14 protein-coding genes are annotated in these 16895 nt (G+C 46.2%); 9 read left to right on the top strand and 5 right to left on the bottom strand.

Annotated features, from left to right (window positions below):
- Nucleotides 1–85: 85 nt before the first annotated feature.
- Complete coding sequence (locus E5S67_RS27930) at nucleotides 86–2251, bottom strand: CHAT domain-containing protein (protein ID WP_172192146.1); 2166 nt, start codon at nucleotides 2249–2251, stop codon at nucleotides 86–88.
- 39 nt (nucleotides 2252–2290) lie between these two features.
- Nucleotides 2291–3211 carry a hypothetical protein gene (locus E5S67_RS27925; RefSeq protein ID WP_172192144.1) on the bottom strand — a complete coding sequence of 307 codons (921 nt, stop codon included), beginning with the start codon at nucleotides 3209–3211 and terminating at the stop codon, nucleotides 2291–2293.
- A gap of 181 nt (nucleotides 3212–3392) precedes the next feature.
- Here E5S67_RS27925 and glyQ point away from each other — a divergent pair, with 181 nt between their 5' ends.
- Complete coding sequence (glyQ, locus tag E5S67_RS27920; RefSeq protein ID WP_172192142.1) at nucleotides 3393–4271, top strand: glycine--tRNA ligase subunit alpha; 879 nt, start codon at nucleotides 3393–3395, stop codon at nucleotides 4269–4271.
- A 163-nt stretch (nucleotides 4272–4434) separates the two neighbouring features.
- A complete protein-coding gene (locus E5S67_RS27915; RefSeq protein ID WP_172192140.1) occupies nucleotides 4435–5202 on the top strand; it encodes an ABC transporter ATP-binding protein in 768 nt (255 codons plus the stop codon).
- 105 nt (nucleotides 5203–5307) lie between these two features.
- Here the strand turns inward: E5S67_RS27915 and E5S67_RS27910 are convergent, their stop codons facing one another.
- The 3 genes from E5S67_RS27910 to E5S67_RS27900 all read right to left on the bottom strand — a co-directional run bounded on the left by E5S67_RS27910 (nucleotide 5308) and on the right by E5S67_RS27900 (nucleotide 9242).
- Nucleotides 5308–6888 carry an MDR family MFS transporter gene (locus E5S67_RS27910; protein WP_172192138.1) on the bottom strand — a complete coding sequence of 527 codons (1581 nt, stop codon included), beginning with the start codon at nucleotides 6886–6888 and terminating at the stop codon, nucleotides 5308–5310.
- Between the two features lie 176 nt (nucleotides 6889–7064).
- Nucleotides 7065–8336, bottom strand: a complete 1272-nt coding sequence (locus E5S67_RS27905; protein WP_172192136.1) for an MFS transporter — start codon at nucleotides 8334–8336, stop codon at nucleotides 7065–7067.
- A 393-nt stretch (nucleotides 8337–8729) separates the two neighbouring features.
- Nucleotides 8730–9242, bottom strand: coding sequence for a DUF2808 domain-containing protein (locus E5S67_RS27900; protein ID WP_172192134.1), 513 nt, complete (start codon nucleotides 9240–9242; stop codon nucleotides 8730–8732).
- A 432-nt stretch (nucleotides 9243–9674) separates the two neighbouring features.
- On the opposite strand from E5S67_RS27900, the gene E5S67_RS27895 reads away from it, so the two are divergent.
- From E5S67_RS27895 to E5S67_RS27865, 7 genes are all read left to right on the top strand, one after another.
- On the top strand, nucleotides 9675–10826 hold the full coding sequence (locus tag E5S67_RS27895) for a Re/Si-specific NAD(P)(+) transhydrogenase subunit alpha (RefSeq protein WP_172192132.1): 1152 nt from the start codon (nucleotides 9675–9677) through the stop codon (nucleotides 10824–10826).
- Nucleotides 10827–11013: 187 nt separating this feature from the next.
- Nucleotides 11014–11307 carry an NAD(P) transhydrogenase subunit alpha part 2 gene (locus E5S67_RS27890; RefSeq protein WP_006633295.1) on the top strand — a complete coding sequence of 98 codons (294 nt, stop codon included), beginning with the start codon at nucleotides 11014–11016 and terminating at the stop codon, nucleotides 11305–11307.
- Nucleotides 11304–12713, top strand: coding sequence for an NAD(P)(+) transhydrogenase (Re/Si-specific) subunit beta (locus tag E5S67_RS27885; RefSeq protein ID WP_172192130.1), 1410 nt, complete (start codon nucleotides 11304–11306; stop codon nucleotides 12711–12713). The genes E5S67_RS27890 and E5S67_RS27885 overlap by 4 nt, the downstream gene beginning before the upstream one ends.
- 330 nt (nucleotides 12714–13043) lie before the next feature.
- Nucleotides 13044–13364: a DUF433 domain-containing protein gene (locus E5S67_RS27880; protein WP_172192128.1), complete on the top strand. Its 321-nt coding sequence runs from the start codon at nucleotides 13044–13046 to the stop codon at nucleotides 13362–13364.
- 11 nt (nucleotides 13365–13375) lie between these two features.
- Nucleotides 13376–13705: a DUF433 domain-containing protein gene (locus tag E5S67_RS27875; RefSeq protein ID WP_172192126.1), complete on the top strand. Its 330-nt coding sequence runs from the start codon at nucleotides 13376–13378 to the stop codon at nucleotides 13703–13705.
- On the top strand, nucleotides 13706–14047 hold the full coding sequence (locus E5S67_RS27870) for a DUF5615 family PIN-like protein (protein WP_172192124.1): 342 nt from the start codon (nucleotides 13706–13708) through the stop codon (nucleotides 14045–14047).
- A 101-nt stretch (nucleotides 14048–14148) separates the two neighbouring features.
- Nucleotides 14149–16806, top strand: coding sequence for a protein-arginine deiminase family protein (locus tag E5S67_RS27865; RefSeq protein WP_172192122.1), 2658 nt, complete (start codon nucleotides 14149–14151; stop codon nucleotides 16804–16806).
- Nucleotides 16807–16895 lie beyond the last annotated feature (89 nt).

Raw genomic sequence — 16895 nt, 5'->3', positions numbered from 1 at the left:
TTTGATTTCCCCAAAATACGTCAATATACTTACACAAAGAAAATCATTTAGGATTGCTCTAGATATAGAAAATCATTTAGGATTGCTATATCTGATAAGCAAATGATTTTGTCTGGAAAAAGTCGCGAATTAGGGGGTGCAAGCGGTAGGTTCCGGGGTTTGTTTGTTGCAGTAAGTGCAGATTGAGCAACTCATTGTCGCGGATTTCTTCAAGAATTTCCGGGTCTTGGTCAGCTAAGAACTGTTTCACCAAGAACCAAGGAATTGGGGCAGCGGCAAACAGACTGAGTAGATAGCCTAGCGATTTGGCGCTTTCTGACAAGGTTTCCCAACTCAACTCAAATGCTGCCGCCACACCCAATTGCGCCGTCATATCATCATCCGTCTGACATAATGCCCGTGCCGCTAATCGCTTCTCTTGCAACCGTTGCAGCATCGCTGCCAAGGATAGATCGGGTTTGCGAGTGAGAAACCGTCCTACCAATTCCAGTCCCAACGGCAAGTAGCCTAACTGAGCGCATAGTTGCTGGGCGGAGTCTCGATCTGACTGAATCCGATCGCTTCCCAACAGTGACAACGCCGCTGATTCATCCAGCACCTCCAGTTCCAATTGATTGACGGACGCACCCAACCGCAGACGGGTGGTAATCAGCACCTTGAAGCTAGGGGCAGTCGAGGGCGGTAAGTAGGGTTTAATCGCGCCATAGTCGGTGACATCATCGAACACCAGCAAAACTTCCCCTGATTGCCAGCGTCGCCAGCAAAAATTCACCTGATCCAGTAATTCCAAGTCTTCGGGTGGATTGAGGTCCAGAAAAGATCGCCCAAACTTCACAATCTGAGTCCCCACATCCACGCCTCTTGCCGAAAACCAGCAAATCCCTGCTGGGTAAATCTGCTGGTATTTCAGCGCATATTGCAACGCCAGTTCCGTCTTGCCAACGCCGCCCATGCCCGCGATCGCAGAGACGGCAACGCGAGGACCCTGTTGCAACATCTGGTGGAGTTCCGACATAACAGTATCCCGACCAACAAATGCCACCACACCACTACGGGGCAGGTTTGCAGGAATTCGAGCATTGTTTTTGCCTATAGGTTGGTCAGTTGATTGTTCAGATTCGGCTTGTACTTCTTGATGACTGAATAGATAGCCATCTCGCACGCGCATAAAGATGACAGGGGTAGCAAAATCCCGATTGCGATATTGTGTTGGGCCCAGAGCGATCGCCCGTCGTCCATATTGAGCGGCAATATCGACCGGATCTCCTTGCACTAACTGTTGATAAAAGCGACGAGAAAATCGACAGGCTGTACTGTTAGTCACTTCATACTGCATTGCTACAACCACGGGAATATTTTGCTGAACCACCCTGGAGGCCACACCTACAAAAGCCTGGGATGCAGACAGCATTCCTCCTTCACAAGCTTGCAGCATCACTACACCAGGTCGGTGTTGATTAAACAGTTCGCTGAAGTAATCGGCATCAACCCACATCGCTTCCTCAAACTCTGGGTCAACAAACGCAATTTGCCCTATTTCCCGATTATTTTCGTTTACCAAACGCCCGTGACCGATAAAGTGGAAAATATGCGGCTTTTTTGCCAAAACTGCATCCACCGTTTCAGGATTGGCTGACTTGAGGATTGGCAATAACTCTACTCGATCTGCTAGTTCGATAGCCAGTTTTTCCAAAGCCTCTTGCACGGGTTCGTAAGCGACTGGAGACAAATCTTGAGGTGCAGAAATCGCCAGCGCCATCCTCAGCTTTTCATCTTTTTGCAACTGAATTGGAGTAGCTGGAATCCATTGCGAGCGACGGCGAGAGAATACCAAATCTGTAACCGTTCCGAGCCAAATCGTGCCTAAATGTGCCCGTGCAGGCACGCACATGAACTCCCAAGGAAGTGCAGCAATCTCAGGCATTCCCTGTTCGTTAATGTCCAATTCTACTCGCAACAGTTGCTTTTCCTGCTGCACAACCCGGTGATAAAAATCCACAAAATCATGGAGCAGCCTATCATCAAATAGGATCTCAAATAAAACTTCTCCGATCGCTCGTGTCTGGCTGGGGTTCTGCAACTCATTATTGCGTGCAGTTGCTAGCATTGGTGTAATTTCTGCTAGCTTATCTTGATATCGGAGTCTTCCCGATGGTTCACCGAATGGTTGATATTTATCATTAAATTTTTGTACCTGAACGTGTTCGTAGTTAGCAACAGAAATACGATAATTCCAGTAAGCTTTTGTCATTAATTATCATCATAAAATAGTGAATTGCTACCTAATTTTCTAGCCTTTAGTAGTTGCCTTTGGTAGAACTAGCGACCATTCTTCATTGGCAATTCTAGCCAACTGAATCGCAGCTTCATCTTTACGCCGCAATAGATTCTTGAACCGATCTGATAATTCGCTAAACACATCACGCACATCGGCAGTCAACCAATTCATATTGGGTTCGGCCCAGGCAATCCCTCGCAAATTAATCGATTCTGTTCCTTTAGGCACTTTGAAAACCACTGCAAACTTTGCTGTTCCGACTTTTTGAATTTCCGGGTCTTGGATGCGCCAATAACAAGTGGAGCTCCCGTCACCTACGGCAGTAATCTCAGCATGACTCAGTTCGTATTTATATTCAGGAAGTGCCAGAAATGCTTTGAGTTCATTCTTATTTGCTGCATTTGTTTTTAGCTCACCCGGAAGCAGGTTTGTAAGTTCACCTAGCCAAGCGCTGTCTACTCCAGCACTCCATTCGAGGTTGCCATTCAACCCAACATCTATACCCACCCCAAAATTCATTATAGTTCGCCACTTCTGATTAGGGAAAATGCTCTGAATAATTGGCTCGTTGCTACCTTTGGGATAAAAATCAAGCTTACAGATTAACCGTCTGAATTGAGCGCCAGGTTTAGGACGCAAATCTACTGTCAGTGTCATGTAATAAAAATCATACTGAGTTTGCATCTGCTGTTTATAGATGCCGATTAATTCAGTCCCACTTTCTTTAAATATTTCCTCTGTCAGCAAGATCAACCTATCTTGCGGATTGCCAAAGCTGACCTGAGTTTTCAATAGACTCTCAACGGCTGCTGCACCTGTGCCAAGTTTTGTCCCTCCAGCCAGGGTGCCTTCCCACTTTTGCACCTCTTGAAGGAGCTCTGACAGCAGGGTATCCGCTTCTTGGATGTTAGGCAGGGATAGGTTATCGGTCATCTTAGGTCTCTCTGGTGGTGATTAGAATATTTTCCCTACAACCAAGGTGATTGCTGGAAATTGTAAAAGTATCTTTATCATTGTAAGTTGCTGGAGAGTGTACGTAGGCTCGATCGCCATAAATCCGCCAATCCTAGTATGCTTAAATAAGTTGAGACACATACTAACCATATTTAAACCAGTGAATTTTCAATCAGTCATTGCCACCTTAAACAAATTCTGGAGCGATCGAGGATGCCTGATCGCCCAATCCTACGACACAGAAAAAGGTGCAGGAACCATGAATCCCCACACCTTTCTCAGAGCAATTGGCCCCGAACCTTGGTCAGTCGCCTACATCGAACCCTGTCGCCGCCCCACCGACGGACGCTACGGCGAAAATCCCAACCGCTTCCAACATTACTATCAATATCAAGTTTTAATTAAACCCTCTCCTCCCAACATCCAAGACATCTATTTAGACTCCCTCAGAGCATTAGGAATTCGCCCTGAAGACCACGACATTCGTTTCGTAGAAGACAACTGGGAATCGCCCACCCTCGGAGCTTGGGGCGTGGGCTGGGAAGTCTGGCTCGACGGCATGGAAATCACCCAATTTACCTACTTTCAACAGTGCGGTAGCATTGACTGTCGTCCGGTCTCTATTGAAATTACCTACGGACTAGAACGCCTAGCAATGTATCTCCAAGAAGTTGATGCCATGACGAAAATTCAGTGGAAAGAGGGCATCACTTATGGCGACGTTCACCTGCAAGGAGAAATAGAACAGTGTACTTATAACTTTGAAGCTTCCAATCCCGAATTGCTGTTTACTCTATTTGGATTGTACGAACAAGAAGCCGAACAACTGACAAAAAAAGGATTGGTTTTACCGAGCCTTGATTATGTGCTAAAATGTTCTCACACTTTCAATTTACTCGATGCAAGAGGTGTGATTTCGGTAACGGAAAGAACTCGGTATATCACCAAAATTCGCAATTTGGCGCGGCGAGTGGCTCAGCTTTATTTGGAACAGCGCGAAAAGCTGGGCTTTCCTTTAGAAAAAGCTGTAAAAGTTTGAGTTTGAGTGTGATTGTGGGGCGGGCATCTTGCCTGCCTTAATAACGGGCAAGATGCCCGTTCCACAAAGAGTAGAGTGAGTTGGATTGTGGAGTGGGCATCTTGCCTGCCTCAAGAACGGGCAAGATGCCCGTTCCACGAAGGTCATATTTTTAATTAATTAAATGCCTAATTATTCGGAAAATAATACAGAAATAAATCCTCAACTGCGAATTGATAATGTTAGTTTAAAAACACCGATCGCCTCAAGTCATTTGTTGGAAAATATATCATTTCAGGTAGACAAGGGATCTCGCGTGGCAATTGTTGGCCCTTCAGGTTCGGGGAAAACAACGCTGTTGCGGTTGCTAAATCGGCTTAGCAGTCCCACCAGCGGCTCGATTTATCTGGAAAATACAGAATATCGCCAAATACCTGCGATCGAACTCCGCAAACAAATCACCCTCATCCTGCAAGAATCCAAGCTTTTGGGAATGTCGGTGCGAGAAGCATTGGCTTATCCTTTGAAGCTGCGGGGCGTGACTGCATCAAACATTGCTGAGAGAATTAGCGGGGCGATCGAACAACTGCACATACCCCAAGAATGGCTCGATCGCAGCGAATTCCAGCTTTCCACAGGCCAAAAACAGCTCGTGGCGATCGCCCGCGGCATCATCCTGCAACCAAAAATCTTGCTTTTAGACGAGCCAACATCCGCCCTAGACGCAGGAAAAGCCGCCCACCTTTTGCAAGTATTGACACAGCTAACAAACGGCCAAACCACAATTTTAATGGTCAACCACCAATTAGAATTAGCCGAGCAATTTAGCACGCGAATTCTGCATTTACAGCGCGGAAAGCTCATCGAAGATTTGCCCTCTCATCAAATAAATTGGGTGCAACTGCGGCAAGATTTAATCCAAGCAGAAGCAGAAGCTCAACAAGAATGGTGAATAAGCTAAAAAACATTTAGTTTGCATTTTGAAAACTCTTAAAATTATTGTGGGATGAGCATCCTGCCCGCCCCAAAGATTCACCGCACTCCGCGCCCTACATCATCAATGAGCTCCCCCAGCACCCGCACCCGCTTTCACCTTTTTAAAACCCAAAATAGCAATCCCGCTTAACAGCAAAGCAATTCCCACAAAGTAAAAACAATCATTAAAAGCCATCACATAAGCTTCACGGCGGACAATATTATCAATTGCTTTAATTGCCTGGTCTTTTGCCACGCTTAAATCAGCACCGCGACTCACAAAATACTGAGTCATTTGATTAATTCGCTCCTGCGTGGCCGAATTATACAAAGAAACAGATTCTCCCAATCGATTCGAGTGAAATTGCTCGCGTTGCGTCACCAAAGTTCCTAACGCCGCAATCCCCATCGAACCTCCCATATTTCGCATCATATTAAACAAACCCGAAGCCGAACCAGCCTCGTGTTTCTCCATACCAGCAGTCGCAATAGTTGACAGCGGCACCATAATTAAAGGCTGCCCCATTGCGCGGACTAATTGCGACCAACGCAACTGATCGATACCCGTATCGTGAGTCATGCTGGCATTCATAAAACAACTCACCGCAAACAAACTCACACCGATACCAATCATCAGTCGCATATCGATTCGCTGCATCAATTTCGGCACCATCGGCACGATGAATAACTGCGGCACCCCACCCCACATAATCACCTCGCCAATTTGCATGGCATTGTACTGCTGAATCTGACCTAAATACAGCGGCAAAATGTACACCGAACCGTACAATCCCACCCCCAATGAAATATTCACAATACTTGCTAAGCCGAAATTGCGGCGAGTCAGTAATCGCAAGTTAATAAACGGTTGTTTTCGAGTTAATTCAATCCAGAAAAAAGCGCTAAGAAATATTGCAGCAATTATGCTTAAACGGACAATAAAATCAGAACTCAACCAGTCCTTGCGGCTGCCTTCTTCTAAGACAACTTGGAGGGAACCCAAGCCGATCGCCATCGAGACAATTCCCCACCAGTCGCCCCCTTTTAGAAGTTCGAGTTTCAGCGGTGCGGGGTCAACTGCGTACCACACAGCAGCTAGCAGCAGCAGCCCCGGAACTAAATTGAGATAAAAGACATATTGCCAGCCGTAATTCTCAGTCAGCCATCCTCCCAATGTCGGCCCGATTGAAGGTGCAAAAGTAGCTGTCAGTGCAAACAGTGCCATGCCGACAGGCAGTTTTTTGGGCGGTAAATTTGTCATCAAAAATGTAAAAGACATCGGAATTAAAATGCCGCCCGTCAATCCCTGCAAAGCCCGAAACACAATCATTGAATTCAAATCCCACGCCCAAGCGCAGGACATGGAAAAGAAGACAAAGAAAGCGGCATTTACCAAGATGTAGCGACGGACTGAAAACACCTGCGACAGCCAACCAGTCAGCGGAATTACTACAATTTCTGCGACTAGATAAGCGGTGGAAATCCAAGAACCTTCTTCTAAAGTTGCGCCTAAAGCCGCTTGAATATCTTTGAGAGAAGCATTGGTGATTTGAATGTCCAAAACAGCCATGAAAGCGCCGAGAATTGTTCCCATGACGCCGATCCAGGTTTTTAAGGGAACTCGATCGTCGCTATGCTGTGGAATTGCACTTGTATTTGCCATTGGTTTAACCTCTGGTTGCGTAATTAATTTGGATGTTTTAACCGCAGAGGGCCCAGAGGGCGCAGAGAAAGAGAAGAGAGAAGTTTACAAATTGTTGAGGATTGCTAGAGATAGAGTCAGATATTAGCTTTGGGAATCTTGTTTAATGTTGGCATTTGTGATTTGACGCTAAATCCCTACTGCGAAATTAAACCCATTTTTTGATACAGTGGTCGGATTATGTTTTTTAAAGCTGGCAACTGTTTGGTAAAAACTACCGAGCCTAAAATACAAATTATACCTCCAATGATGACTGTATAGGGAGCGCCGATATAATTTGCCAATCCCCCGGCAACTAAATTCCCAAAGGGTGTCACTCCAAAAAATGCCATCGTGTATATGCTCATCACTCTTCCGCGTTTGTCGTCTTCCACAATTGTTTGCAAAAATGTGTTTCCTCCTGCAAATTGGATAATGAAACCAAAGCCAACGAACAACATCATGATTAATGACAGCCACAAGACGCGGGACAAACCAAAACCTATCAGTCCGAATCCCATAATTGCCGGTGAAATCGCAATCCACTTGCCGAGGCCAATTATACTTTTGCGCGAAATCAAATAAATCGCTCCCGTAAAGGCTCCGACTCCCGAAGCAGCCATCAAAAAGCCCAGAGTTTGGGCGTCGCCGTGCAGGAGTTTGGTGGCAAAAATTGGGACTAAAACTGTGTGCGACATTCCGGCCAAACTGACTAATGATAATAGCAGTAAAATTGCTCGAATCGGGGGAAACCCGAAGGCATAAACGAATCCTTCTTTTAATCTTTGTAAGGGTTTGGTATTAGTTGCTGCAATTTTACGGGCTTTGATCTGCATCGCTAATAAGCCTGCAATTACAGCAATGTAGCTGAGTCCGTCAATGAGAAAGCAATAACTTGCGCCGACTGTCGCTATCAGCAAACCTGCCATTGCTGGGCCGATTAGTCTGGCTGCGTTGAACATCGAAGCATTAATGGCGATCGCATTTGCTAAATCTTCTTTCTTTTCCACGAGTTCGGGTACAAAAGCTTGCCGTGCCGGCGCGTCAAAGGCATTAATTGCACCTTGAAAGAAACTCAGTACCACAATCTGCCAAATGTTCACGACTCCTGTTAGCGCTAAAAATGCTAGCGCTAAGGATTGAACCATTGCTAATATTTGAGTGGCAATTATGACTCGGTGGCGGTTCCAGCGATCGATTAAAACTCCTGCAAAAGGCAGTAAAATTAATGTGGGGATTTGACTTGTAAATCCGACCACGCCGAGCATCCAAGGTGAATCGCTCAAATTGTAGACAAGCCAAACAGTAGCGACTTGCGTCATCCAATTGCCAATCAGGGAGATGCCTTGTCCTGCAAAAAACAGGCGGTAATTTCTCGATCGCAGCGCTGGCGGAAGTTTTATTGTTTTGATTTTTGCTAGTAGATTCATGCAAGAGTACGGCTAGAGCAATCCTATGGGATTTGTCAATATTTTTTAGGGGTAGTTTCCCTGCGCCCTTGGTGTCAAATTAAGACTAAAACCCTCTCTTTCTCTTGTTTGTATCGAACTGCGAGATACCCCTAGCCCCTCTTAATAAGGGGGGAATAAGATTGCGATATTTCGTCCTCCTTCTTAAGGGGGATTTAGGGAGATATAGACTCGACTACAAGCGACATTTATTATGGGTTTCAATCTTAAGTTGACACAAATGGCACGGCGGGATTGTCCCTAAACTCATTTTACCGATCGTTTAGGATTGCTATATGAGCCGGAGGTTCTATTTTTCGGTTCTCCAAAACCAGGAAACGAGCATTTTACGATCGCAACCTGATTGCGCTGCTTCTAATCAATGCTCAACAGCCAAGTACCGAGGTAACGCAGCAAGGGAACGTCCCCAGGGGTGCGGATGCGGACGTTGAAATGGTACATTCCGCCCGGAGATGGGTTTCTGACGTTGGAGAGTACAACCTCAACATTGTTGCCGGCAGCAATTGGTTCTGCGGGATAAATTTCTATGAAACGATTTTCTTTGTCCCAGATTACTTCTTGCAATTGGATTGTTTTGTCTTTGACGCGCACTTTAATGTCTTTTTGGTCGAATTCGCCTTTGTAGTAGTCTGGATAGGATATGTTGAGTTGGGCGATCGCCAGACTTACTTTTTTGGAAGGAATTCGCAGCCGATATCTATCGCCGCTCATCCCCGCTTTGCCGTAATCCAAGCGATAGTTTAATTGGTTGGCGCGCTCGGGGCCGCCGAAAATCGTGAATCCTGGCATGGACTGGGCTAAACTGATGGCGGGCAACCCAGTCAGCAAGCAACCTGTAACCGCTAGTGCTGAAAATAATCGTCGCATAACAACTCCTCTAATTAAACTCTTGGTGAACCTTAAATATCGATCGCCCGAAATTTGCGATCGTGCCTACAATATATCGAATGTCTCAGCAATTTGATGAGGGAGATCGACTGCGGCTGAGGTCAATTTTTTTTGCGTAATACTGATAACTGACATTCAAACTACAAAATTAGGCGACATGAAATTATATCATAATCGGTTGCAAACTTAACAATTTAGCGAATTTGAATGTATAAGATAAGTTAAAGATACGGCTCGAATTTGGGCGATCGGCTTTACTATCAACGAGAGAAGTTTAGGGCAACGGCGGCTCAAATGTAAAGCAAGGCATCTGGCGGTGAAAAATCGCAATTCAAGAAACCTGCGGAGGCAGGTTTTGTCTGTGTAGGAGCGGTTTCAACCGCCCTGGGAAGGCTTAAATAAGGAGAGTTCATGAAATTAGCGATCGCAAAAGAAATAGAAGCAGGCGAACGCCGGGTGGCTTTAGTACCCGACGCTGTGGCCCGATTGGTAAAACAAGGCGTCGAAGTTTGGCTGGAAGCCGGCGCGGGGGCAAAATCCTTTTTCTCGGATCTTGCTTACGAAGAAGCGGGAGCTCAGGTTGTCGCCGATACCGCTAGGCTGTGGGGCGAAGCCGATGTCGTCGTGAAAATCGGGGCGCTGCAAGAATCAGAAGTTCATCAACTCCGGGAAGGAGGCGTTTTCATCGGATTTTTGAATCCTCTGGGAGATCCGGCTTTAGTGCAGCGTTTAGCCGATCGCAAAGTAACAGCATTCAGCATGGAAATGATCCCGCGCACCAGTCGCGCTCAAAGCATGGATGCACTGTCATCTCAGGCTAACGTCGCCGGTTACAAAGCGGTACTGATCGCAGCCGCAGCTTTGCCGAAATATTTCCCAATGCTGACAACGGCGGCGGGTACGATTCGCCCCGCCAAAGTCTTGGTAATGGGCGTGGGCGTTGCTGGCTTGCAGGCGATCGCCACGGCGCGCCGTTTGGGTGCGGTAGTCGAAGCTTTCGACATCCGCCCGGAAACAAAAGAACAAGTGCAAAGTTTGGGCGCTAAATTCCTTGATGTCGAACTCAAGGAAGAAACCGTCGCCGCCGGAGGTTACGCTAAAGAATTATCAGAAGCCGCCAAAGAATACACCCGCCAAGTGCTCACCCAACACGTCAGCGCTTCCGATGCAGTGATTACAACCGCTCAAGTTCCCGGCAGAAAAGCACCTATTTTAGTTACTAGAGAAATGGTTTCTCAAATGAAGCCCGGATCGGTAATTGTTGACCTCGCGGCCGAACAAGGCGGCAATTGCGAATGTTCTGAAGCGGGGAAAGATGTTGAATGGAACGGCGTTAATGTCATCGGCCCGATTAATGTGCCCTCGTCAATGCCGGTACACGCTAGCGAAACTTACTCGAAGAATATCTCGGCTTTACTTCAGTTGATGGTGAAAGATAAAGAACTCAATTTGGATTTTGAAGACGATATCATTTCTGGTGCTTGCGTTGCCCGCGACGGTGAGATTAGCAACCAGCGAGTTCGCGATGCTTTGACGGCTGAGGCTTCAGCAGTCAATAGTTAGGAGTCATTATAGGGAACCTAAATCATAATGTCTATCGTTACAATGCTCTGCATTGTAATGTACTCCAGGAGGCTCTGCCTCCAGTCTATACCGGAGGCAGAGCCTCCCATGAATGCTTTCCCAGCCAGGAGGCTGGGAACCAGTCCATGACAAATTACCAATTTCCAATTACCAATTACCAATTGTTATGGCAGAAGGATTGATTGCAGGTTTAGTGGTGTTTACTCTGGCGTCGTTTGTAGGATTTGAAGTAATCAATAAAGTCCCGCCGACGCTGCACACACCTTTGATGTCGGGATCGAATGCGATTTCTGGAATTGCGGTTTTAGGTGCAATTCTGATTTCGGGTCAAGGGAATGTGACTGTTACTTCGATTTTGGGGACGATCGCGATCGCCCTGGCCACAATTAACGTTGTCGGCGGTTTCTTAGTAACCGATCGAATGCTGCAAATGTTCAAGAAAAAAGAGGTTAAAGCGTGAGCGATTTTCTGCCCAGTGGCATTCAACTAGGTTATTTAGTTGCCGCATCTTTGTTTATTATCGGTTTGAAACAGTTGGGTTCCCCTGCAACCGCCCGTCAAGGAAATGTGTTAGCTGCGATCGGGATGTTAATTGCGATCGTCGGTACGTTGCTGGAAAAGCAAGTAGTCAGCTACGAATTGATTGCTGTCGGAATTATCGTCGGTTCCATTTTGGGAACAATTATGGCGAATACCGTGGCGATGACGGATATGCCGCAGATGGTGGGTTTGCTTAACGGTTTCGGGGGCGCGGCTTCTGCACTCGTTGCTGTGGGCGAATTCTGGCGCTATCTCAGCATCCCGGAATCGCCAACTCCAGACGCGACAATCACGATCCTTTTGGGTGTGCTGATCGGCGGAATTACTTTCACTGGTAGCCTTGTGGCGTTTGCGAAACTGCAAGAATTGCTACCTGGTGCGCCCATGACATTTCCGCTGCAACAGCCGTTTAATGCCATGCTGGCGATCGCACTTTTAGCCGGCAGCGGTTATATGCTGACGAATCCGGAAAATGTGCCGGTATTCCTGGCTTTGGTGGCGATTTCCAATATTTTGGGAATCATGTTTGTGCTACCGATTGGGGGCGGCGATATGCCGGTGGTGGTGTCGCTGCTTAACTCTTATTCGGGGATTGCGGCGAGTGTGGCTGGGTTCATTTTGATGAACAATATGCTGATTATCGCTGGTGCATTGGTGGGCGCGTCGGGGATTATTTTGACGCAAATCATGTGCAAGGCGATGAATCGATCCTTGGGTAGTGTGCTGTTTAGCGCGTTTGGTAGCGGTGGCGGTAGTGCTGGGGCTGCTGCTGGGGCTGCTGGTGCGATCGACAAAACTGTTCGCAGCATCAATCTCGAAGAAAGTGCGATGATGTTGGGTTATGCGCGATCGGTTGTAATTATTCCCGGCTACGGAATGGCTGTAGCGCAAGCACAGCACGCCGTGCGCGAGTTAGCCGACGGTTTGGAAAAAATGGGTGTTGACGTGAAATACGCGATTCACCCGGTGGCTGGGCGGATGCCGGGGCACATGAATGTGCTGTTGGCGGAAGCAAACGTGCCTTATCCGCAGTTGTACGATATGGACGATATCAATCCGCAGTTTGACGAAACTGATGTTGCTTTGGTAATCGGGGCTAACGATGTAGTGAATCCGGCGGCGCGTCACGATACGGCGAGCCCGATTTACGGGATGCCGATTTTGGAGGTTGATAAGGCCAAACATACGATCGTAATCAAGCGCGGGATGAGTGCTGGTTTTTCGGGTGTTGACAATGAGTTGTTTTACAAGGATAAGACGATGATGTTGTTTGGTAGCGCTAAGGATGTGGTTGCCAAGTTGGTTTCTGAGGTTAAGCAGTTGTAGGATTTTTTAACCGCAGATGAACGCGGATTAACGCGGATGATTAAACCCGGTTTCTTGGAGAAACCGGGTTTTTGTTTTGGCTTTGTAGATCTCGATCGTTTGATTATATCTAATCCGGTGGCATCGGAATTGATACTACCCACAATCAGGACACGGCTGTGTCATTTCCCTAAAATTAATCGGGCGATGGTTAAATCTCTCAGGTCGTGCTGATGATTATTTTGGAGTAGGGAAACGGCATTGCCGTGTCCTCCATACTATCATTCCGGTACAACCGGAATTGATATAATTCCTATATAATATAGCTAATAGATTCGGACGATCGCACTTATGACTATACAAGAATTAGAAACTCAAGTCTTAACGTTAAATGCGGTTGATAAAGCTAAACTAATCAGCATCCTAACTCAAACTTTAACCAACGGTTCTCTAGGCATTAAAAAAACTCCTGGTGTGTGCGGAGGCGATGCTTGTATCGGTAATACTCGCATACCAGTTTGGTCACTGGTGTGCGATCGACGTTTAGGTGCTTCCGATGCTATCATCCTAGAATCATTTCCCGATCTAACCGCCGCTGACTTGGTAAATGCGTGGGCTTATGCCGATGCTTACCCAGAGGAAATTGAACAAACAATTAGAGAAAATGATTGAGATAGCAAACAATGACACTGAAAGAATTAGAAAAACAACTCCTTGCCTTAACTCCCCGTGAAAAAACTCAGGCAATACAGTTATTAGTTCAAAGTTTAAGCAATACTTGGCAAGGAATAGAAAAAACTCCGGGCGTGTGTGGTGGGGATGCTAGAATTGCCAAGACTCGCATACCTATTTGGTCGCTGGTAAATTATCGCATTCTGGGTGCAAGTGATGTGCGGATTTTGCAAGACTTTCCTCATTTGAGCGCAGCAGATTTGGCGAATGCTTGGGCTTATGCTGAGGCACACCCAGAGGAAATTGAAGCAGCAATCGCCAGAAATGAGGAAGATTCATAAATGGCACGTCTTTATGCCGATGAAAATTTTCCACTGGTAATCGTGGAATTACTGCGAAATTTTGGTCACGATGTTTTGACGGTGCAGGAAGCTGGAAATGGTGGACTGGGGATTCCTGATGAAGATGTGTTAGCTTTTGCTATTAGCCACAATCGAGCCGTTTTGACGCGCAATTGGGATGATTTTAGACACCTGCACCGTTTGCAACCTGACCACAATGGTATCATTATTTGCAAAGAAGATTTGAATACAGAAAGACAAGCTACACTCATTAATGAAGCTATTTCTACTGTCGAAAATCTTACAGGTAAATTGATTAGAGTAATCCGTCCGCCGCAGTGAAAAAAAGCCGATCGCCCTTCCCGACCTAACAACCTTACAATTAAATCCCCCATTGCTCCCAAGATTAGGTAAAATTATTGGCGTGTCTGAGGATAAACTATATGCGCTGGGTTCGATATATTGCGATCGCGATCGTCAATGGTTTCGGTGTCGTCATCGGTATTATTTGGGTTGCAGTCCCCACAACAGTGGCTCAACCTTCCCTAAACTACCAACTCGCACTCTCTGGGCGACAGCCAGACGGCGAAACTCCGCAATCCTTTTCCGAACTCTACAAATTGCGCGATCGCCTTAAAGTAAAATTAGATAACCTTGCCAAAACTTCCGACAGCGCCCCGTTTCCTGGTGAACTTTGGAAATCAGCAATCCACCGTCAGCAATCCCAAACTCTGACGCAGCAACTCCAAAATGTTCAAAATCAGATTCAAATAGAAGAAAGAGCCAAATATAATTGGGACGATGCTGCTAAATTAGCCGCCCAAGCAGTCTTAATAGGACGCACTTCTAATCCTTCTTCTGCTACTTGGGAACAGTCCCAGCGGCTGTGGGAGTTGGCTATCAATACGCTGCGACTCATTCCTCACGATTCTTTTTTGGCCGATGGGGCGATCGACAAAACCATCGAATACCAAGGAAACCTCAGTGTCGCTACCTATGAAATGCAAGTTGCACGTTCTGTTGAGAAAGTTAGAGCCGAGGAAGAAGAGATAAGAGAGCGAGCCCGCAAAGAGCAAGAGAAAAAAGAATTTGCTCGTCGAGAAATAGAGAGAAAAGAGCAAGAGAAAAAAGACCGGGCTAGAAAAGAACTTGAAAGGCAAGAATTCCAAAGGCAAGAATTAGCCAGAAAAGAGCTAGAAAGGCAAGAATTAGCCAGGAAAGAACTTGAAAGGCAAGAATTCCAAAGGCAAGAATTAGCCAGGAAAGAACTAGAAAAGCAAGAATTCCAAAGGCAAGAGTTAGCCAGACAAGAACTTGAAAAGCAAGAATTAGCCAGAAAAGAACTAGAAAGACAAGAACTTGAAAGGCAAGAGTTAGCCAGACAAGAACTTGAAAGACAAGAGTTAGCCAGACAAGAATTAGCCAGACAAGAACTTGAAAGACAAGAGTTAGAGAGAAATCAGCAAGCAACTTCTCAACCAACTCCTGAATCAACTGCAACACCAACTCCCGCCCCAGTTACGCCGGCTGCATCGCCGCCGAACTTTTTCTTTGCGGGAGATACCAACAGAGATGGCCAAATTAACGAGCAAGACGACGCCGGAAAAGAACAATGGTCTTTGTCCAAGGGCGCGCTAATTTTATTTAACGATCGCAATAACGATCGCGGCAAGATACCGACTTGGAAACAAACCAAAGTTAGCGCTCCCCGCCGTGCAGCAATGCTTTCTCAAGTTAACTTAAACCTGTCTGAAAACTTCAAAACCTCTCAGTTATTTATCACGGCTGACAGCATTGCTAGCCCTCATATCAGCGTTTTCCAAAAGACGGGCGACGGCTGGCAACCTGTAGATATATCCGGTGCTAAACCTCTAGTTTTCAGCACGAATATTGTTTTAGGTGTGGAAGCAAAACAATTTGCCGATCGCAATTGGAACGGCACTGTTAATCTCAAAGCAACTGCCCAAAACAACGGTCAAGAAATCGCCTCCACAACAATCCAAATGGGCGTTAGTCCTTGGATGATACCGCCAAATACAGCACCAGTAACCGAAGTTCAGGTTAGCGACAGAGGCTCGGTCAACAGCGAATTTATATCGCAACTAAAACAAGCAGTAGAACCCACGGGCGCTAAAGTAAAAATTCTCCAGGGCGATCGCACTTGGATGCAAGATACCCAGAAAAACGGCTACGTTCAATTGCCCGAAAAATCGGATCTACGCCTGTTTAATGTCGCCCTAAAAAGCAATAGCGAGCCAGAGAAAAACCCGCCTCTTAAATCAACTCAAAACCGGGATGTGAAAGAATTTAAAATTGGCAATCCTCGTTCTTTAGACCCTGTAAGTCAGTGGTCTGACGGATATGGCAATTTGCAGGTGACACCGCCGATTCCCGGACACCCAATGGGTCGAGTTTATTACGGGAATTCGGGAAATTCTAGTTTTAATCCAGAGGTACTTGATTTTATTCAAGCTCAGAGAATTCAAGGGCCGCCAGTGGATATTGATACTTCTTGGCTTCTGACTCGCCAAGTCGATGAAATTATCAATTTTATTCCCACTCAAACTCCCGGACAATATGTAATGGCGATCGCCAGTCCCGAAGCAGGAGTTAAGCTGTTGGAAGAGTTGCAGGGAAGAGGTTACGGCGATGTGACTGTCAATCGCGGTTTGAGCACTCAAACAACTGTCAGCGCCGCCTTGAAAAACCGTGCTTTAATTCAACACAATCTCTATTTGCAAAATCAGAAACTTAATCCGATTATAGAGAAGTTGAAAAGAGAGTTTTTACTCGGAGACGACCAAATTATTCAAGTTCCGGTGATGTTTGGCTACAGCGGTTATGCTTGGTGGCCAAATATGGTGAATTCGGTGCCAGTTAACGGCAAGTTGTTAGTTTCAAATCCGCGCGGGCCAATGATTGAGGGTGTAGATTACACTCAGGAAAGATTGCGCCAACTGCTGCTTCCTGCTGGCGTCAGCGTTAGTTTTCTGGATGACAGGTATTATCAAGAATTGAAAGGAAACGTGCAGTCGGCGACGAATACTGTGAGGAAGCCAGAAGACCGGCCTTTTTGGCAGTCTTTGCCTAATAATTACTAATAGACATCTCCAAAAACAATTAAAGCCTTTGTGTAACTAGGCTGTATGACGTAAATGCAATCATCCTAAATTAGCGACTCTGTACGCTC

Origin of the sequence: Microcoleus asticus IPMA8 (assembly GCF_013179805.1) — a bacterium.
Classification (GTDB): domain Bacteria; phylum Cyanobacteriota; class Cyanobacteriia; order Cyanobacteriales; family Microcoleaceae; genus Microcoleus; species Microcoleus asticus.
This window is presented reverse-complemented; position numbering and strand designations above follow the sequence as displayed.

Coding starts and splice junctions, on each gene's coding strand:
- E5S67_RS27925 (WP_172192144.1), bottom strand. CDS start 3,211: ATGACCGATAACCTATCCCTGCCTAACATCCAAGAAGCGGATACCCTG.
- E5S67_RS27890 (WP_006633295.1), top strand. CDS start 11,014: ATGGCAGAAGGATTGATTGCAGGTTTAGTGGTGTTTACTCTGGCGTCG.
- E5S67_RS27905 (WP_172192136.1), bottom strand. CDS start 8,336: ATGAATCTACTAGCAAAAATCAAAACAATAAAACTTCCGCCAGCGCTG.
- E5S67_RS27875 (WP_172192126.1), top strand. CDS start 13,376: ATGACACTGAAAGAATTAGAAAAACAACTCCTTGCCTTAACTCCCCGT.
- E5S67_RS27865 (WP_172192122.1), top strand. CDS start 14,149: ATGCGCTGGGTTCGATATATTGCGATCGCGATCGTCAATGGTTTCGGT.
- E5S67_RS27910 (WP_172192138.1), bottom strand. CDS start 6,888: ATGGCAAATACAAGTGCAATTCCACAGCATAGCGACGATCGAGTTCCC.
- E5S67_RS27880 (WP_172192128.1), top strand. CDS start 13,044: ATGACTATACAAGAATTAGAAACTCAAGTCTTAACGTTAAATGCGGTT.
- E5S67_RS27870 (WP_172192124.1), top strand. CDS start 13,706: ATGGCACGTCTTTATGCCGATGAAAATTTTCCACTGGTAATCGTGGAA.
- E5S67_RS27895 (WP_172192132.1), top strand. CDS start 9,675: ATGAAATTAGCGATCGCAAAAGAAATAGAAGCAGGCGAACGCCGGGTG.
- E5S67_RS27915 (WP_172192140.1), top strand. CDS start 4,435: ATGCCTAATTATTCGGAAAATAATACAGAAATAAATCCTCAACTGCGA.
- E5S67_RS27900 (WP_172192134.1), bottom strand. CDS start 9,242: ATGCGACGATTATTTTCAGCACTAGCGGTTACAGGTTGCTTGCTGACT.
- E5S67_RS27930 (WP_172192146.1), bottom strand. CDS start 2,251: ATGACAAAAGCTTACTGGAATTATCGTATTTCTGTTGCTAACTACGAA.